We start from the raw sequence: 17,918 nt of genomic DNA, 5'->3' as shown, positions 1-17,918 counted from the left end.
ATTATATTTTAAAAAACAATTCAGGAAAAGCTTCCTTTGGGTCTTGTTTTAAAATTATTACTTTAACATAAGACTTTAAAAATCCAATACCATATCCATAAAACTGTTTCCAAACTGCAATAATTGATAAATAGCCAATTTTAACACTTTTATTCTGAATAGAAGATAACAAAAATAATGCCAAAAAGTAGCCAAAATAAAATTTAAGCAGAATATCTTGATTAAAAACCAACAATACTAAAGATACAAAAAATCCTATTATAAAAACCGTTGGGAAGAAAAAAGTTAATTTATTATATTCTGGATACCAACTATTTAGTATTGGTCTGGCTTTACCAAATTTATTTACTTGCACAGAAAATTTTTCCCAATCAATTCTCCTTTTGTGATAAACAAATGCTTTCGAAAAAAGTCTGGTTTCAAAACCTAAGTTCCACAAACGGATTGACAAATCTGGATCTTCTCCAGGATGAATATTACCAAAGCCTTTTGAAACTTCGAATGCCTTACGCGAAATTCCCATATTAAAACTTCTGGGTTGAAATTTTCCTATTTTTTCCGAACCGCCTCGGATTCCTCCCGTAGTAAGAAAAGAGGTCATTGCAAAATTGATGGCTTTTTGAATATCCGAAAAACTATCCAAAGCTTTATCCGGACCACCAAAACAGTCCACATAATTTTCTTTTAAGGCTTTATCAACTTCATTCAAATAATTACTGGGTATAATGCAATCAGAATCGAAAATGATATAATAATCCCCCCTAGCCTTATTCATTCCGTAGTTTCTGGAATCGCCTGGACCAGAGTTTTCTTTATAGTAGTATGAAATATCCAGTCTATCACCATATTTTTTTGCAACGTCTTGACATCGAATTGTAGAACCATCCTCTATCAATACAATTTCAAAAATTTCTTCATAGGTTGATTTTGCTAAACTTTCTAATAATTCATCTACTTCATCAGGGCGATTATAAACGGGAATGATCAATGAAAACAACATAATAGTAATTGGGTTATTATTTTTTTATTCGTTTAATTTAATTTTTGGGCAAAGGTACTCTTTATCAATAAAAAAACCATCAAATAAATAATGATGGTTTTTATACTACAAACTGTTTATATCCCTATTCAAACATTTCCATAACTTCCTGGCTAACTCCCATATTGGAGAATCCACCGTCGTGCAATAAGTTTTGCAAAGTTACTTTTCTAGTCAAATCCGAAAACATAACAACTATATAATCTGCACATTCTGCAGCTGTTGCATTGCCTAGAGGAGACATTTTATCAGCAAAAGCAATAAAACCTCCAAATCCTTTAACTCCTTGTCCAGCTCTAGTGGCAGTTGGCGATTGCGAAATGGTATTTACTCTCACTTTTTTATCCCTTCCAAAGAAATACCCAAAACTACGAGCAATAGATTCTAGAAAAGCCTTATTATCTGCCATGTCATTATAATCTGGAAAAACACGCTGCGCAGCCATATAGGATAAAGCAATGATACTACCCCACTCGTTCATGGCATCTTTTTTATACAATACCTGCATCAGTTTATGAAAAGAAACCGCAGAAACATTCCAGCCTTTTTCGGTATACTCATAATTTTGATTCGTGTAATGATTTCCTTTTCTAACATTAACCGACATACCTATCGAGTGCAAAACAAAATCAATTTTACCTCCTAAAATCTCAACCGCTTTATCAACCAATACTTCTAAATCAGTAACCGAAGTTGCGTCAGCTGGAATTATTTGGCATCCAATTTTTTCTGCCAATGAATCAATATTTCCCAATCGCATTGCTGCAGGAGCATTTGTCAAAACAAAAACCCCTCCTTCTTCATGAATACGTTCGGCTGTTTTCCAAGCTATTGAATTTTCGTCTAAAGCACCAAAAATAATTCCTCTTTTTCCTTTTAATAAATTATACATAAATGATTTTTTAATAGTTGCTAAGAGACTAAGTCACTAAGATTCTAAGCTTAGAAAAAAGTCATACTTTTCTAAACTTTTGCATATAAATTCTCAAGTCTCCAGATAATTAATTTGTCTTTCTAAATTCCTAATAAATCTTAGTGACTTAGCCTCTTAGAAACTTAGAATCTACTCAATAAAAAACACCTTATTCTCTTGATTTTAAACCATCAAGTAATAAGGTGTTTTTGAAAATTATAAATATTGTTTGCTAATTACCCAATACTTGGAATAGCAACCATTTCGTTTGTGTCTGCTTTATAATCCACACCATCAAATCCAAAACCAAACAGATTGTAGAAATCACTTCTGTATCCTTCTAAATCTCCTAATTCAGCTAGATTCTCAGTTGTAGCTTCCAACCAAAGTTTTGCCACTTGAGCCTGAACATCTTCACGCATTTCCCAGTCGTCTATACGGATTCTTCCTTTTTCATCAGTAATCATTGGCTCTCCTGTATATAGTCTTTGTTGGTACAAACGTTGAATTTGTTCGATACATCCTTCGTGAATTCCTTTTTCTTTCATTATTTTATACAATAAAGAAATATACAATGGAATAACCGGAATAGCGGAACTTGCTTGGGTTACCAAAGCTTTATTCACAGAAACATAAGCTTTACCGTTGATATCCGCTAAACTATCAGTAATCGTGAATGCTGTAGCTTCCAAGTGATCTTTGGCACGACCAATTGTTCCTTTTCTATAAACAGCCTCAGTTAATGATGGCCCGATGTATGAATAAGCAACAGTTGTAGCGCCTGGAGCCAATAAATTTTCAGCTTTCAAAGCATCAATCCACATAGCCCAATCTTCACCACCCATTACCGCTACCGTATTGGCAATATCTTCATCAGTACAAGGTTCTATAGAAATATCAGAAACTTTTCCAGTATGAAAATCAACCGTTTTATTTGTAAAAGTACTTCCGATAGGTTTCAAAACTGAACGGTGTAAAACACCTGTGTTTGGATTTAATCTTACTGGTGAAGCAAGACTGTATATAATTAAGTCAACTTGACCTAAATCAGCTTTAATAAGATCTAAGGTTTGTCTTTTTACTTCATTTGAAAAAGCATCTCCGTTAATACTTTTTGCATACAAACCAGCTTTTTGAGCCTCTTTTTCAAAAGCAGCCGAATTGTACCATCCTGGTGAAGCTGTTTTTCCTTCTGCAGGTTCTTTTTCAAAAAATACACCAATTGTAGCGGCGTCAGAACCAAAAGCACTTGTAATTCTTGAAGCCAAACCAAAACCAGTTGAAGCACCGATAACCAATACTTTCTTAGCTCCGGCTATAGTTCCTTTTGATTTTACATATTCAATCTGATTTTTAACACTTTGTTCGCATCCTTTTGGTTGGGCTGTCAAACAAATAAATCCTCTCATTCTTGGTTCTATAATCATATTAGTCTGTACGTTAATTTATATTATATATTTTCAATTAATTGAATCGTTTAAAGCTTTTAAAATTGAATGGGCAAATATAGTCCAATTATTTAGTTCAACAAGGCTTTTGCGTGATTTAAGGCCGAATCTGAAATAACAGTTCCAGACAACATTTGTGCAATTTCCACAACTCGTTCATCGACTGTCAATAATTTCAATTCTGATTGAGTATCATCTCCAACAGTAGATTTAAACACTTTAAAATGCTCATTACCCTTAGCGGCAATTTGAGGTAAATGGGTTATGGCAAATATTTGCATCTGAGTACTCATTTCTTTCATAATCTCTCCCATTCTATTGGCAATCTCCCCGGAAACACCTGTGTCAATCTCATCAAAAATCAATGTTGGTAATTTTGAATATTGAGCTAAAATTGCCTTCACAGCAAGCATAATTCTAGACATTTCACCACCAGAAGCCACTTTTTTCAACAGCCCAAAATCAGTTCCTTTATTGGCAGAAATTAAAAATTGTAACTCGTCTTTTCCATTTTCAAAGTATGTTGAAGTGCTTTTTAATTCCATATTGAAACGCACATTAGGCATTCCCAAGGTCTCTAAAATGGATATTAATTTTTGTGACAAAAGTGGAATCGCTTCCAACCTATTCTTATGTATAGTGTCACAAATTTGGTCTAGTTCCTTGATATTACCATCAACCAATTCGGTTAGTTTTGCGATCTCTTCATCAATATTCCCCAATTCCAATACTGAGTTTTCCAATTTGGATTGAATGTCCAATAACTCATCCACAGTTTTTACCTGATGTTTCTTTTGTAAATTATAAATCAACTGCAATTTCTGATTAATCAAATTTAATTGCTCAGGATCATTTATTAATTTTTCGGAACAGCGATTAAGCTCAGTTGTAATATCTTCAAACTCGATTTTCAAACTTGTTATCCTTTCAAATAGCAAATTATAATCAGCAGAGAAAAGAGCAATTTTCTGAATCGCATTTTTTATTTCGTTCAAATTATGAAAGACCCCAATTTGTTCTTCATTGGCAATAGCCAACGATTTATCGAGTGCTTCTTTGATAATTTCTACATTATTCAATTGCTCATAATTTTCCTCCAGAAATTCTTGCTCACCCGATTTTAGTTTGGCAGACATTAATTCTTCCAAAAGAAAAGTATTGTATTCTTGCTCTTTTGAGGCTTCAGATTTTCTTTTGGTTAAGGCATTTAATTTGGACTTATTCGCCTTATAGTTTTTCAAGATCGATTGATAAGTCACAATTGTATCTAAATTACCAGCGATAGCATCAATAATTTTGAATTGAACATTCTCATCAGACAACTCTTGAGTTTGCTGTTGTGAATGAATATCTATTAAATACAAACTCAACTCTTGTAACTCCTGCAAATTAACAGGGCTGTCATTTATAAAAGCTCTGGATTTTCCGGAAGGTAAAATTTCTCTTCGAATGATTGTTTCTGGTTCGTAGTCCAGATCATTGGCATCAAAAAAAGGCAGCAAATTGTATTTGGATATATCAAAATGGGCCTCAATCACACATTTTTCTTCTTTATTTTTAAGCGAAGTCAAATCGGCTCTTTTCCCCAAAGCCAAACCTAAAGCTCCTAATATTATAGATTTCCCAGCTCCTGTTTCCCCAGTAATTATTGAAAATCCTTTCGAAAAATCGATTGTCAATTTTTCGATTAAAGCATAGTTTTTTATAGCTAGTGAAGTTATCATTTTTGAAATTTTACGAGTAGGTTGGATTAAATAAAAGAAATTATAAAAAGACTAATATTTTAACAATTGCCATTTACCAGAGTTTGATGAAGATGTTTTGTTTAAACTATCGACCATATCATTTATTGCAATACTGGGTCCTCCTGAAAAAATAGAAACAATTTCATCTGATTTGGAATCCATAAAAACTCGCAATAAATAGGAATTAGGTTTAGTGCTATTCAATTTAGACAAATTCATTAAAGAGCCTTTCACAATTTCTTTCGCTTTTTTAAGATCTTGGTGCATCGTATCCAAACCTAAATAATACTGAAAGCTGGATTGTCGTATTTCATTATAAGTTGGCGACATTAAATCATTAATCAAAACAAATCTGCTCAATGTACCATCGGACTGATTCCATCCTTTGTACCCACCTTGTTGTGCCAAATTAGAAATATTCAATGCCTCTTTATAATAGCGATCTCCAAATAATGGAATAAAAGTATCGGCATCCATTCCTAAAATTATGTAACTATAGAATGACAATACCGAAACCAGATTTGAATCATAACTTGTTGGTATATAAGTTAAATTCTCAAATTCAGTATAATTAAAGGTAAAATCTTTGTCATTTATATTTATTACCGGAGAGGAATAGGTCGAATTGTAAACATTTCTGGAAGATTGCACCTGAATATTGGCTACAAATTGATCAGAACTATAACTAGAAATGGTAATATACATTGAACAACTGATTTTTTCCTTTTGTGAAAGGGTTTGTCCAGTCCAATCTGTTTTATTGACAAATTCATTTATTGCAGTTTGCAGTGTTTTAAAAACTTGCTGATTGGCATTGCTTATTTTTTGGGTATTTAAAGTCACGGTACAATTCAGCTGTTGGGCCTGAATAAAGCCACAACTAAAAAATAAAAACAAAACAAATCTAACCATAAAAATGTGCTATTACTTTGTTTAAAATATCATCGGCCACAGCCTCTTTAGATTTCAAATCCATTGGCTCAATTCGAAATGCACTATCTATAAAGGTAACTTTATTGGTCTTTTTCCCAAATCCTGCACCTTCATCCTGCAGCGAATTAAGAACTATCAAATCTAAGTTTTTTTTCTGAATTTTCGCTTTAGCATTTTCAATTTCATTTTCAGTTTCTAAGGCAAAGCCAATTAAAAACTGATTTTTCTTAACTTCTCCTAATGAAGCCAAAATATCTTTGGTTTTCTCAAGTTCAATAGTAAAATCATCTGCCGCTTTTTTTATCTTTTGCAGAGCGACATTCTTTGGTCTATAATCAGCTACGGCAGCAGCCGCAATTGCCACATCCACTTCTTGATAATACTGATAACAAGCTTCATACATTTCTTGAGCAGAAACCACTGGAATTACTTGAACTAAAGGATGATTTATTTTACAATGAGTAGGTCCCGAAATCAATATTACTGACGCACCAAGATTAGCTGCACTTTGGGCAATATCAAATCCCATTTTACCAGAAGAATGATTTCCAATAAAACGAACTGGATCAATTGCTTCATAGGTAGGCCCAGCGGTAATTAGTATTTTTTTACCTTTTAAAGGTAATTTACTTTCGAGATCAGCTTCTAAAAAAGCAATAATATTTTCAGGTTCTGCCATTCGTCCTTCTCCAGATAAACCACTGGCTAATTCTCCATTTTCGGCTGGTATCATTGTATTTCCGAATTCCTTTAAAGTTTTAAAACTCTCAAGCGTAGAAGGATGAATATACATGTCTAAATCCATTGCTGGCGCAAAATAAACAGGACATTTAGCCGATAGGTAACAGGCAATTAAAAGATTATCACATAACCCATTTGCCATTTTTGATAAAGTATTGGCAGTTGCAGGCGCAACAACCATTATATCAGCCCAAAGACCCAATTCTACATGACTGTTCCATTCCTCATTTTTTTCATCTTTATTGTAAAATTCAGAAAAAACGGGATTCTTGGAAAGAGTAGATAAGGTAAGTGGAGTTATAAAATCCTTAGAAGCAGGTGTCATTATCACTTGGACATGTGCACCTGCTTTTATGAAGAGTCTAACTAATGAAGCCGTTTTATATGCAGCGATTCCGCCAGAAATTCCCAGCAAAATCTTTTTTCCACTTAAAACTGACATTAGATTGATTATTTGTTTGCTTCTCTGTGGTAAATTTTACCGTCTAACCACTCTTGAACCGCTAAAGCGTGTGGTTTTGGAAGTTTCTCGTAGAATTTTGAAACTTCTATTTGCTCTTTATTTTCAAAAACTTCTTCTAAACTATCATTATAAGTAGCAAATTCCTCTAATTTTTCAGTTAATTCTTTTTTAATTTCAGAATTAATTTGATTTGCTCTTTTAGCCATAATTGTTATCGCCTCATACACATTTCCAGTAGGTGCTTCAATAACTGTTTTATTGTAAGTTATTGTATTTACTGGAGCATTTGTCTTTTTTAAATCCATGACTTTATTTATTTATTATATTTTTGCAATTCAACATCAATTTGTGCTAACATTTCGTCAGCTTTCTTTTTGTATTCTGTATTTGGTTTGAATTTAACCAAATTATTGTAACTCGTTTTGGCTGTAATCAATCGCTCTTCCATTTTTGAAGGAACACTATTTATTGCCAATGAATAAGCAGAATCCAATTTATAATACAACGCTTTTTCTTTTAAAGGAGTTCCTGGATAATCTGCTATAAAATTATCAAAAGCAATAATAGCCGATTTATAGTTCGAAATTCTATTGTATTCTAATGCATTTTCATAAACTTTACGTTCAATCTTATCATTTAACTTTCTAGAAGTCGCATTGGCCTCAGCAATATATTTAGAATTTGGATAGCGATCAATAAAACCTTGAATCTTTTCTATTGCCTTAAACGTATCTGTTTGATCAATACTGTAAACTGGCGATAACATTGAATAACTTTGAGCTCCTAAATAAGCACATTCTTCTAATTTTTCACTTTTAGGATAACCGGAAACAAAACTATCGAATTGATATCCTGCCAAATAATATTGTTTGGTTTTGTAACATGATTGAGCATACATGTAAAACAATTTTTCCCCTGATGGTTTACCTCTATATGCTGGTGCCAACTGTTCAAAAAGACGAATCGCTTTTGTATATTTCCCAGCTTCGTACATTTTGGTTGCAACGTCAAACTTTGCTGCAACATCTTCGTTCTTCAATGCTGCTTGATAATCACTACAAGAGTACAAAAAGAGAGCAACAAGCAATACAGATATTATTTTCTTCATTTTATTCACTGATTTTATTTTTACAGCATAATATTATATGCAATAAAAGCCACCAAAGTTAGGTGGCAAATTTAGTTATTAATTTAGCTATTACAAAATATTTCTTTATTTAAAAAAAACGACAGCTATTTATGAGTTTTTAACCATTTTCTTTACAAAAGAATCCAATCGGCTTGCCAAAGATTCATCTACAGAAACCAATGGCAAACGAACAACATTCTCCGTAATACCCAGAATACTGAATACTTCTTTTATACCTGCAGGATTACCTTGCTCAAAAATCATATCAATACAATCCGCCAATAAATAATGTAATTTAAAGGCATCATCTACTTTTCTATTCAAACCCAATCGAATCATCTCTGAAAACTCTTTTGGAAAACCTTGTCCAATAACCGAAATTACTCCCGCACCTCCAGCCAAAACTACTGGCAAAGCAATCATATCATCACCAGAAATAACCAAAAAATCTTTAGGTTTATTTTTCAATAACTGCATAGCTTGGACTAAATCGCCAGCTGCTTCTTTTATTGCTACTATATTATCAAAATCATTTGCCAATCTAAGAACCGTTGACGGCAGCATGTTACTGGATGTTCTTCCCGGAACATTATATAAAATCACAGGAATAGGCGACGCTTCAGAAACGGCTTTAAAATGTTGGTATATTCCTTCTTGACTAGGTTTATTATAATAAGGAGAAACAGACAAAATAGCCACAAAATCGGATAAATCTCTAGTACGTAATTCTTCAACAACATTTAAAGTATTATTTCCTCCCACACCAAGAACTAAAGGTAATCTACCTGCATTCACTTCAATTACTGTTGCGATTACAAGCTCTTTTTCTTCTTCAGACAAGGTTGCATTTTCGGCTGTTGTACCTAAAACAACAAGATATTCGATTCCTCCGTCTATTGAAAAATTCACAACTCTTCTTAAAGCATCAATATCAATTGTAAAATCGTCTTTAAACGGTGTGATTAGGGCAACACCTGTTCCTATTAATGATTGCATATTTTAAATTATATTTTGTTTAATATTTTTAAGTACCGAAATAGCTCCTTTGTAAATCCCTTGTAATTCTCTGGATCAATATTTATCATTAAATGATTTAATCTTTTATCGACAGTTGAAAAACCAACCTTAAATTTTGCATTGGAACTATTCGTTAAAAGCAACAAAAAGGGCTTCTCCTCATTATAATAATTAATCAATAAATCAAATTCTTCAGAAATAAACTCATTTATTGGCTGTTGTGTAAATTCACTTTTTAAATTCAAATCCTTTAACCCAAATGTAGGTTCTAGATAAACTTCTTTACTTTTTAAAAGGTCTCGAAAAACAATAACTTTAATATTATTTTCTAAAACTCCATTGGAAATAATTTCCTGTTTCAAAGCTGCTGTTTCCAAAAAATTGCTTTCATCAACAATCAAACCAACCATAGTAATAGCCGAGTTTAATGACTCATCCTTGACATTACGCAGACTCTTTTTTAAAGTTTTTTTTAATATAAAGCTCTTTATATAGTTTAAAAACATATCACTTTTAAAAGATTACAAATTTAATTATTTAAGTTACATTTGAGATGGCAAATCTAAAAAACTATAACGACTTTTTAAAACTTTTTGTTATATTCTTAACATTATTTATGTTTTTGATTTAAGTAAAAAAAATTAATCTTCTTTTAAATCATCTAAAACTTTATCTTTTTCCAATAAATAATTTACCATAAAGAAATAGGATAAAAATTGAGTAACAATACTAAGCAGAATAAAAGCATAATTGTAAAAATAAAATTTATACAACACAAAAAAGATATCCGTTATTATAAAACAAATACACATTAGCATAGCATTAAAAAGAGCATAACTACCACTTTTAATGTAGTTTATAATAGAAACGATACTCAAAATACTTAGAATTATACCAAAAGCCACATACAATGAAAAATCGAGCTCTAAGTTTTCAAGCTCTAAGTTTAAAACGGAATAGCAAATACTCCCAATACCTAGAATCAAAATAAAAATCGAAAGACTATCCCTATAACTAAATTTCAGATATTTAAAATCTTTTTGGGCTAAATATAAAAGTAAAACATAAACTGCCAATACACATAAAAAAGAACCCATTGCAGATTCACTAATATTTAGTGTGGTAAAAATATCCCTCACAAAAAGCAGCAAGAAAATCAATCCTTTGAAGAAGGTAATTTTATAATTATTCGATACCAAATAATAGATAAACAAAGAGGGAATTATAATTGACTTACCGCATAGCACCAACCCTTCATAGTCTAACAACTTAAATAGCACGACCAATGCTGAAGTAACAAAAAACAATATAAGTGATGGAGTACTAGCTTTCATTTAACATGGTTATAAATTGATCTTCAGAAATTATTGCTATGCTGAGTTTGTTGGCTTTTTCAAGTTTAGCAGGTCCCATATTATCTCCAGCAACAACAAAATCTGTCTTGGCCGATATAGAACTTCCCACTTTTCCTCCGTTGTCTTCAATGGCCTTTTTTAATTCATCCCTAGAAAAAGTAGAAAAAACACCAGAAACGACAAATGTTTTCCCTAAGAATTTCTCCGTTGCATTTGGATTTACTTTTTCAACAATTTCAAATTGTACGCCATAACTTTTTAATCTTTCGATGATGATTTTATTTTCATTATTTTCAAAAAAGTCAATTACGCTTTGCGCAATTCTTTCTCCAATTTCATCTACCAAAATCAAATCCATAAGAGTTGCCTGTCGCAATGCATCAATATTTTTATAATGCTTAGCCAACTTTTTGGCAACTGTTTCCCCGACAAATCGAATCCCCAAAGCAAACAAAACACTTTCGAAAGGAATATTTTTTGAATTTTCAACACCCTTCACTAAATTCTCAGCTGATTTCTGGGCCATTCTCTCCAAAGGCAGAATTTGCTCAACTTTCAGTTCATACAAATCGGCATAATTGTGAACCAATCCGTTATTGAATAGCAATGCCACAGTTTCGCCTCCAAGACCTTCTATGTCCATAGCTTTTCGTGAAATATAATGCTGAATTCTACCAATAATTTGCGGAGGACAACCATAAAAATTAGGGCAATAATGATTCGCTTCTCCCTCACCCCGTACTAATTCGGTTTCACATTCAGGACAATGGGTTATATATTGTGTAGGTTCTGAATTATCGGGACGTTTACTTAAATCAACCGCTATAATTTTGGGAATGATCTCCCCTCCTTTTTCAACAAAAACGGTATCATGAATTCGAATATCCAACTTTTCAATCTGATCGGCATTATGCAATGAAGCGCGTTTCACAATCGTTCCAGCTAATTGTACCGGTTCAAGATTTGCTACTGGAGTAATAGCTCCGGTTCTTCCAACTTGATAGGATATAGAATTTAGTTTTGTAGCAACTTGCTCTGATTTGAATTTATATGCAATTGCCCAGCGTGGAGATTTGGCAGTATATCCTAACTCTTCCTGATGGCGAAAATCATTTACTTTTATAACCACACCATCCGTTTCATAAGGCAATTCATGACGATGTACATCCCAATAGTCAATAAACTCAAAGACTTCATTTAGACTCTTTGACAACTTTGCTTCGGTCGGAGCTTTGAATCCCCATTTTCTGGCAACTTCCAGTCCTTCAAATTGAGTGTTAAAAGGTAAATTTGGTCCAATTAAAAAATATAGCAAACAATCCAAAGGGCGTTTTGCCACTTCAGCACTATCCTGTAATTTTAAACTTCCGGACGCAGTATTTCTGGGATTAGAATAAGGTGTTTCGCCAATTTCAATTAATTCCTGATTCATTTTTTCGAATCCGGCAAAAGGCAAAATAATTTCACCCCGAATAGCAAACTGCTCAGGATAATTTCCTTTCAACTGCAAAGGAATAGATTTTATTGTCTTTATGTTATTGGTCACATCATCTCCTTGAAAACCATCTCCACGAGTCACAGCCCGCTTTAATTTTCCATTTTCGTAAGTGATGCTTATCGATGCTCCGTCATATTTCAATTCGCAGGTATATTCTAATGGAACATCACCCAAAACTTTCTGAATTCGATTTTCCCAATCAATCAAATCTTCTTTGGAATAGGAATTGTCTAGCGAATACATGCGATATTCATGCGGAATAGTTTCAAAATTTTTAGTCACTGTTCCACCTACTCTCTGTGTTGGAGAATTGGCATCAAAAAATTCGGGATGTTTATTTTCTAAATCTTGAAGTTCCTTTAATTTCATATCAAACTCAAAATCAGACAATGTTGGTTTATCCAACACATAATAATTATGATTGTGTAGATTGAGTTCTTCCCTAAGTGTTTGGATGGTTTGCAGTATATCCATAAAACAAAAAATTGGCTATTTTAGTGTATTAAATAATCTACTAAAATAACCAATTTAAACTGTAAAAATCAAATTTATCCCTCGATAATCGAATTAATTTGATTGTATAATTGACCATCACTCAAAAAGGAGCCTTGTTGTATCAATTGAAAAATAGAAAGATTTCGCTCTTCAGTAAATTCTTTTTTACCCACTTTCATTTCAATTGTTTCTGTAAACATATTATCGCTAAGCCATTCCAAACCTTCTTTTGTCAAAAAATCAGTTTCCGGAACCAAAGATTTTAAAACAATCGATTTTATATGTGTGTCAAAACAATGAAAAAGGAAAATATGGTTTTTGGAGAAAAACTCTAGATAGGTAGCTTTTGTAAGTACCCCTTCCCAAATCAAATCTGAAAAAACATCCAATTCTTGTTCTGCCACCTCTGGTTTTTCGGCTTTGATTTTGTCCCATTCCGTTTTATCAATTGCCTGAGTTGCCAAAAAATTAGTAAATTCCTGTGTTAACTCTTCAAATTGTTCTTTTGTAAGTCTGGTGTATTTCATAATTAAACACTTAGCATTTGAACTGCTCAAACTTTATTCTAAAAAAGTACAAGCAATACGAATTATTTTTTGTTAAACAAAAAAATCCCGACTTTCATCGGGATTTTGATATAATAATTTAGAGATTATGCTTTTTCAGCGATAATTTCATAAGGTAATTCAACAATAACATCTCTGTGTAATCTTACAGAAGCGCTATATTTACCAATACGTTTTACAATCCCTGAAGTGATAAATTTTCTGTCAATTACTTGACCTCCTTTAGCTAAAGCTTCTGCGATATCAATGTTTGTGATTGAACCAAATAATTTTTCACCACCTGCTTTTGCAGAAATTTTAATTTCGATAGCTTTCAAAGCTTCAGCCAATGCTTTAGCATCTGCTACAACTTTAGCTTCTTTGTGAGCTCTTTGTTTTAGGTTTTCAGCCAATACTTTCTTTGCAGAAGAAGTAGCTAAATGAGCGAATCCTTGAGGAATCAAGAAGTTACGACCGTATCCGTTTTTTACAGTTACTACATCATCTTTAAATCCTAAATTTTGAACATCTTTTCTTAAAATAAGTTCCATGTTGTTGTCCTTTATTTGAGAAGTTAGGTTTCATATTTCAGAAAACCAACAACTGTTAATTTTTAATTATTTTAATAAATCGGCCACGTATGGCATTAAAGCTAAGTGACGCGCTCTTTTTACAGCTACAGACACTTTTCTTTGGTATTTTAATGAAGTTCCAGTTAAACGACGAGGAAGAATTTTTCCTTGTTCGTTTACGAATTTCAATAAGAAATCAGCATCTTTATAATCGATATATTTGATACCTGATTTTTTGAAACGACAATACTTTTTAGTTTTGTTAGTTTCTATATTCAAAGGCGTAAGATATCTGATATCCCCGTCTTTTTTTCCTGAAGCAGATTGTTGTAATGTTGCCATGATAATTAAGCTTTTTGAGATTTAAGTTTTGCTCTTCTTCTTTCAGCCCAAGAAATAGCATGTTTGTCAAGACTTACAGTTAAGAAACGCATAACTCTTTCGTCACGTCTAAATTCAGTTTCAAAAGCAATAAGAACTTCTCCTGATACTTTGAATTCGAACAAGTGGTAAAATCCACTTTTTTTGTTTTGAATTTCGTAAGCCATTTTTTTAAGGCCCCAATCTTCTTTCGACACCATTTCTGCTCCTCTACTAGTAAGAAAATCTTCAAATTTGCTTACTGTTTCCTTTACCTGAACTTCAGATAAAACGGGATTTAAAATGAAAACAGTTTCATAATGATTCATAAAAAATTTATTTATTTGTTAAATTGGCTGCAAAAGTAATCTTTTTTTTTGAACATGCAAGTACAAAAATACTATAATCGACGTATGACAAAAAAAGATTTGCTTTTTTTAGTTTTATAAAAAAAAAAAGCTATTTTTACTTGACCAAATCAAAAATTTGAAATTATGAAACTAAACTGTGTAGTCGTAGATGATAGTTCAATACAAAGAATGATTATTGCAAAGTTAGTTAATAATCACACTAACTTAAATTTAATTGGTGATTTTTCTAATGCAATAGAAGCCAAAAGTTGTATGACTGTTCATACGGTAGACTTAATATTTCTTGATATTGAGATGCCTGTTATTAGTGGTTTTGATTTCCTTGATGGTTTAAAAACCAAGCCCCAGATTATCTTCATCACCTCAAAAGCCGAATACGCAATGAAAGCCTTTGACTATGATGCCACAGATTATCTACAAAAGCCTATTTCTATTGAGCGTTTTAATGCCTCAGTTCGTAGAGCAATTGATCACTACCTTCTTAAGAAAGAAAACAAAGAAGATGAAGGCGAACATATATTTATCAAAAGTAACTTGAAGAAATTAAAAGTTTTTACTTCTAAGATTAAGTGGATTGAAGCTTTTGGTGATTATGTAAAAGTAGTTACGGAAGACGACAGTAATCTTGTGCTTTCGACAATGAAATCATTTGAGAATGATTTGTCAAAAGATAAATTTATAAGGGTCCACAAATCCTACATTGTAAATATTGACAAGATTGATCGTTTCAACAGTAAATTTGCCGAAATCGGAGTAACAAAAATTCCTTTGAGCCGAAACAAAAAAGAAGATTTAGTAAAAGCACTTGCCTATTCTTAGAAAATTACTCATTAATAAAAATCAACATTTACAGTAACTTTTATAGCTCTGTATTGTGAAACAGCCTCAAAACTATTTAGAATTTTCTGAATAGTTTTTTTTGTGTTCACAATTGACGTATTTTGAGGTATCTTAATAATTATAGTTCTAATGTATTCATTTCGTATTCTGCTGATTGCAGGTTCTTCCGGACCTAAAACCGGCATAGCCAAATTTTGGCTCAACACTTGATACAACCACATAGCGCCTTCCTTTAGCTTATCAAAATCACGTTGTTTCAAGGTTAATTTTACAATTCTAAAGTATGGCGGATACTTATAAATTTGCCTGTCATACAATTGCTCCTTATACATTCCTGCATAATCGTTATTAGTAACTTGCTGTATGGTATTATGGTTCGGATTATAAGTCTGAATAATTACTTTTCCTTTTTTCTCAGATCTTCCTGCACGTCCTGCTACTTGAGTCATCATTTGAAAACTTCTTTCAAAAGCACGAAAATCTGGATGATACAACATTGTATCAGCATTCATAATGCCCACCAAATTAACATTGTCAAAATCCAATCCTTTGGCAAGCATTTGAGTTCCTACCAAAATATCAAATTCCCTATTCTTGAAACTATCGATAATTTTCTCAAAACCAAATTTTCCTCGCGTCGTGTCCTGATCCATCCTACCAATTTTTGCACTAGGAAAAATAGTCAATAATTCTTGCTCAATTTGCTCCGTTCCTAAACCTTTGGTTGTCAAGTCAACACTATAACAAGCATGACAATGAGTAGGATTTGCAATAGCATAACCGCAATAATGACAACGCAATTGATTCTTGTGTTTATGATATGTCAAACTCACATCACACGACTGACAATGAGGAACATGCCCACAGGTTATGCATTCGATAATTGGCGAATATCCTCTTCTGTTTTGAAACAAAATCACTTGCTCACCTAAAGACAAAGCTGCCGTAATTTCATCGATTAAAACGTCGCTAAAATGACCATTCATTTTTTTTCGAAAGTATTTGTCTTTCAAATCCACCAATTCAATTTCAGGCAAACTTACATTCCCAAAACGTTTCAAAATTTCAACAAAACCGAATTTGCCCGATACTGCATTATAATAGGTTTCAATACTTGGCGTAGCTGAGCCCAAAAGCACTTTGGCCTGATGTGCATTTGCCAAAACAATAGCCGCATCACGCGCATGATAGCGAGGAGCAGGATCAGATTGTTTAAAAGTCTGCTCGTGTTCTTCATCAATAACAATAAACCCCAAATCATTAAAAGGCAAAAACAAAGCCGATCTGGCTCCAATTACAATTTGGGCTTTTTCTGCATTTAACAAAACCTGGTTCCAAACTTCGACTCTTTCATTATTACTGTACTTCGAATGAAAAACAGCTACTTTATTTCCGAAATGAGCCCGTAATCTTGAAACCAATTGCGCAGTCAAAGCAATTTCAGGCAACAAATACAATACTTGTTTCCCAGTCGCTAAGTACTCCTCTATAAGTTTAATATAAATTTCAGTCTTCCCGCTTGAGGTTATTCCATGCAAAAGACATACTGATTTTTGTTCAAAATTTTCTTTTATGGATACAAAAGCCATATGTTGGTCTGCACTTAATTTAAGTTCACCATCCCTTCCTTTTCCAGCAAAATTGATTCTGTCTTCCTGTAAAAAATACTCTTCAAAAATTTCTTTTTCAACTAATGCTTTAACAATAGCAGGAGAAGATTGAGCTGTGTCAACCAACTTTTTTACAGTAATCGGCTTTTTTTCAGTAGCGCTTAATTGGAAATAATTCAAAACTACTTCCTTTTGCTTATTGGCACTTTTTAGAATTTCAAGCAATTCCTTTAAACCATCATTCGAATTGTATTTTTCATGCAATCGAACATATCGCACTAATTTAGGTTTGTAGATTTCCTGAACCTCCTCTTGCAGTACTAAAATATTTTTGTCAATCAATTTTTGAATAACAGGAAATATATTCTTCTTATTCAGAATTGAAATAATATCCTGAACTTTTAAAGAACTCTGTTTTTGCAGAGCCTCGTAAACTAAATATTCATCATCCGAGAGTACACTTTCATCAACAAATAAATCGTTCTTTTTAGTAATCACTGTTTCACTTTCCAGCAACAAGGCGCTTGGCATAGCACCGCGATATACATCACCAAGAGCGCACATATAATAATCGGCGATCCAAATCCAATGATTGATTTGAAATTCGGTTACTATAGGACTGTTGTCCAGAATTTGATGAATTTCTTTGGCTTCGTATAGTGTAGGTTTGTTATTGTGAATTTCAATCACCAAAGCCGTATAGATTTTACTTTTTCCAAAAGGTACCGTCACCCTCATTCCTTTTTTTATAAAAAGAAACTCAGCTTCAGATACACGATAGGTGAATGTTTTGGCTAAAGAAAGCGGTAAAATGACTTCGACGAAATACATGTAAAGGTTTTAT

Annotated in this window: 18 protein-coding genes; 1 reads left to right on the top strand and 17 read right to left on the bottom strand. The window is 32.7% G+C overall.

The window, feature by feature from the left end:
* Position 1: 1 nt before the first annotated feature.
* The 16 genes from C8C85_RS15410 to rpsF all read right to left on the bottom strand — a co-directional run bounded on the left by C8C85_RS15410 (position 2) and on the right by rpsF (position 14,582).
* Entirely contained in the window at positions 2-1,000 is a 999-nt protein-coding gene (locus C8C85_RS15410) for a glycosyltransferase (protein ID WP_116797857.1), read from the bottom strand.
* A 124-nt stretch (positions 1,001-1,124) separates the two neighbouring features.
* Complete coding sequence (locus C8C85_RS15405; RefSeq protein ID WP_116797856.1) at positions 1,125-1,931, bottom strand: enoyl-ACP reductase; 807 nt, start codon at positions 1,929-1,931, stop codon at positions 1,125-1,127.
* 257 nt (positions 1,932-2,188) lie between these two features.
* Positions 2,189-3,379 carry an enoyl-ACP reductase FabV gene (gene fabV / locus C8C85_RS15400; protein ID WP_116797855.1) on the bottom strand — a complete coding sequence of 397 codons (1,191 nt, stop codon included), beginning with the start codon at positions 3,377-3,379 and terminating at the stop codon, positions 2,189-2,191.
* Between the two features lie 92 nt (positions 3,380-3,471).
* Positions 3,472-5,124 (bottom strand): DNA repair protein RecN, encoded by a 1,653-nt coding sequence (recN, locus tag C8C85_RS15395; protein ID WP_116797854.1) that lies wholly within the window; start codon positions 5,122-5,124, stop codon positions 3,472-3,474.
* A 51-nt stretch (positions 5,125-5,175) separates the two neighbouring features.
* Complete coding sequence (locus C8C85_RS15390) at positions 5,176-6,057, bottom strand: DUF4835 family protein (protein WP_116797853.1); 882 nt, start codon at positions 6,055-6,057, stop codon at positions 5,176-5,178.
* Positions 6,050-7,261: a bifunctional phosphopantothenoylcysteine decarboxylase/phosphopantothenate--cysteine ligase CoaBC gene (gene coaBC, locus C8C85_RS15385; RefSeq protein WP_116797852.1), complete on the bottom strand. Its 1,212-nt coding sequence runs from the start codon at positions 7,259-7,261 to the stop codon at positions 6,050-6,052. The genes C8C85_RS15390 and coaBC overlap by 8 nt, the downstream gene beginning before the upstream one ends.
* An 8-nt stretch (positions 7,262-7,269) precedes the next feature.
* The gene (locus C8C85_RS15380; RefSeq protein WP_111408714.1) at positions 7,270-7,587 is read right to left on the bottom strand and encodes a DNA-directed RNA polymerase subunit omega; all 318 of its coding nucleotides are present in this window, start codon (positions 7,585-7,587) and stop codon (positions 7,270-7,272) included.
* 8 nt (positions 7,588-7,595) lie between these two features.
* On the bottom strand, positions 7,596-8,390 hold the full coding sequence (locus C8C85_RS15375) for an outer membrane protein assembly factor BamD (protein WP_116798508.1): 795 nt from the start codon (positions 8,388-8,390) through the stop codon (positions 7,596-7,598).
* Between the two features lie 129 nt (positions 8,391-8,519).
* Positions 8,520-9,407 (bottom strand): 4-hydroxy-tetrahydrodipicolinate synthase, encoded by an 888-nt coding sequence (dapA, locus tag C8C85_RS15370; RefSeq protein ID WP_116797851.1) that lies wholly within the window; start codon positions 9,405-9,407, stop codon positions 8,520-8,522.
* A gap of 8 nt (positions 9,408-9,415) precedes the next feature.
* A complete protein-coding gene (locus tag C8C85_RS15365) occupies positions 9,416-9,934 on the bottom strand; it encodes a DUF6913 domain-containing protein (protein ID WP_116797850.1) in 519 nt (172 codons plus the stop codon).
* A 135-nt stretch (positions 9,935-10,069) separates the two neighbouring features.
* Entirely contained in the window at positions 10,070-10,762 is a 693-nt protein-coding gene (locus C8C85_RS15360; protein WP_116797849.1) for a hypothetical protein, read from the bottom strand.
* On the bottom strand, positions 10,752-12,755 hold the full coding sequence (gene ligA, locus C8C85_RS15355) for an NAD-dependent DNA ligase LigA (protein ID WP_116797848.1): 2,004 nt from the start codon (positions 12,753-12,755) through the stop codon (positions 10,752-10,754). The genes C8C85_RS15360 and ligA overlap by 11 nt, the downstream gene beginning before the upstream one ends.
* A 74-nt stretch (positions 12,756-12,829) precedes the next feature.
* On the bottom strand, positions 12,830-13,303 hold the full coding sequence (locus tag C8C85_RS15350) for a DUF6495 family protein (protein ID WP_116797847.1): 474 nt from the start codon (positions 13,301-13,303) through the stop codon (positions 12,830-12,832).
* A 125-nt stretch (positions 13,304-13,428) separates the two neighbouring features.
* Positions 13,429-13,872: a 50S ribosomal protein L9 gene (rplI, locus tag C8C85_RS15345; RefSeq protein WP_116797846.1), complete on the bottom strand. Its 444-nt coding sequence runs from the start codon at positions 13,870-13,872 to the stop codon at positions 13,429-13,431.
* 66 nt (positions 13,873-13,938) lie between these two features.
* Positions 13,939-14,235: a 30S ribosomal protein S18 gene (gene rpsR / locus C8C85_RS15340; RefSeq protein WP_007138295.1), complete on the bottom strand. Its 297-nt coding sequence runs from the start codon at positions 14,233-14,235 to the stop codon at positions 13,939-13,941.
* 5 nt (positions 14,236-14,240) lie between these two features.
* Positions 14,241-14,582 (bottom strand): 30S ribosomal protein S6, encoded by a 342-nt coding sequence (gene rpsF / locus C8C85_RS15335; protein WP_077370382.1) that lies wholly within the window; start codon positions 14,580-14,582, stop codon positions 14,241-14,243.
* A gap of 165 nt (positions 14,583-14,747) precedes the next feature.
* On the opposite strand from rpsF, the gene C8C85_RS15330 reads away from it, so the two are divergent.
* Positions 14,748-15,443 carry a LytR/AlgR family response regulator transcription factor gene (locus C8C85_RS15330; protein ID WP_111408723.1) on the top strand — a complete coding sequence of 232 codons (696 nt, stop codon included), beginning with the start codon at positions 14,748-14,750 and terminating at the stop codon, positions 15,441-15,443.
* A gap of 11 nt (positions 15,444-15,454) precedes the next feature.
* On the opposite strand, the gene priA is transcribed toward C8C85_RS15330, so the two are convergent.
* Complete coding sequence (priA, locus tag C8C85_RS15325; protein ID WP_116797845.1) at positions 15,455-17,905, bottom strand: primosomal protein N'; 2,451 nt, start codon at positions 17,903-17,905, stop codon at positions 15,455-15,457.
* Positions 17,906-17,918 lie beyond the last annotated feature (13 nt).

Source organism: Flavobacterium sp. 103 (assembly GCF_003096795.1).
In the GTDB taxonomy this organism is placed as follows: Bacteria; Bacteroidota; Bacteroidia; order Flavobacteriales; family Flavobacteriaceae; genus Flavobacterium.
Note: the sequence above shows the minus strand (reverse complement) of the source record. Positions and strands in the feature narration are given on the sequence as shown.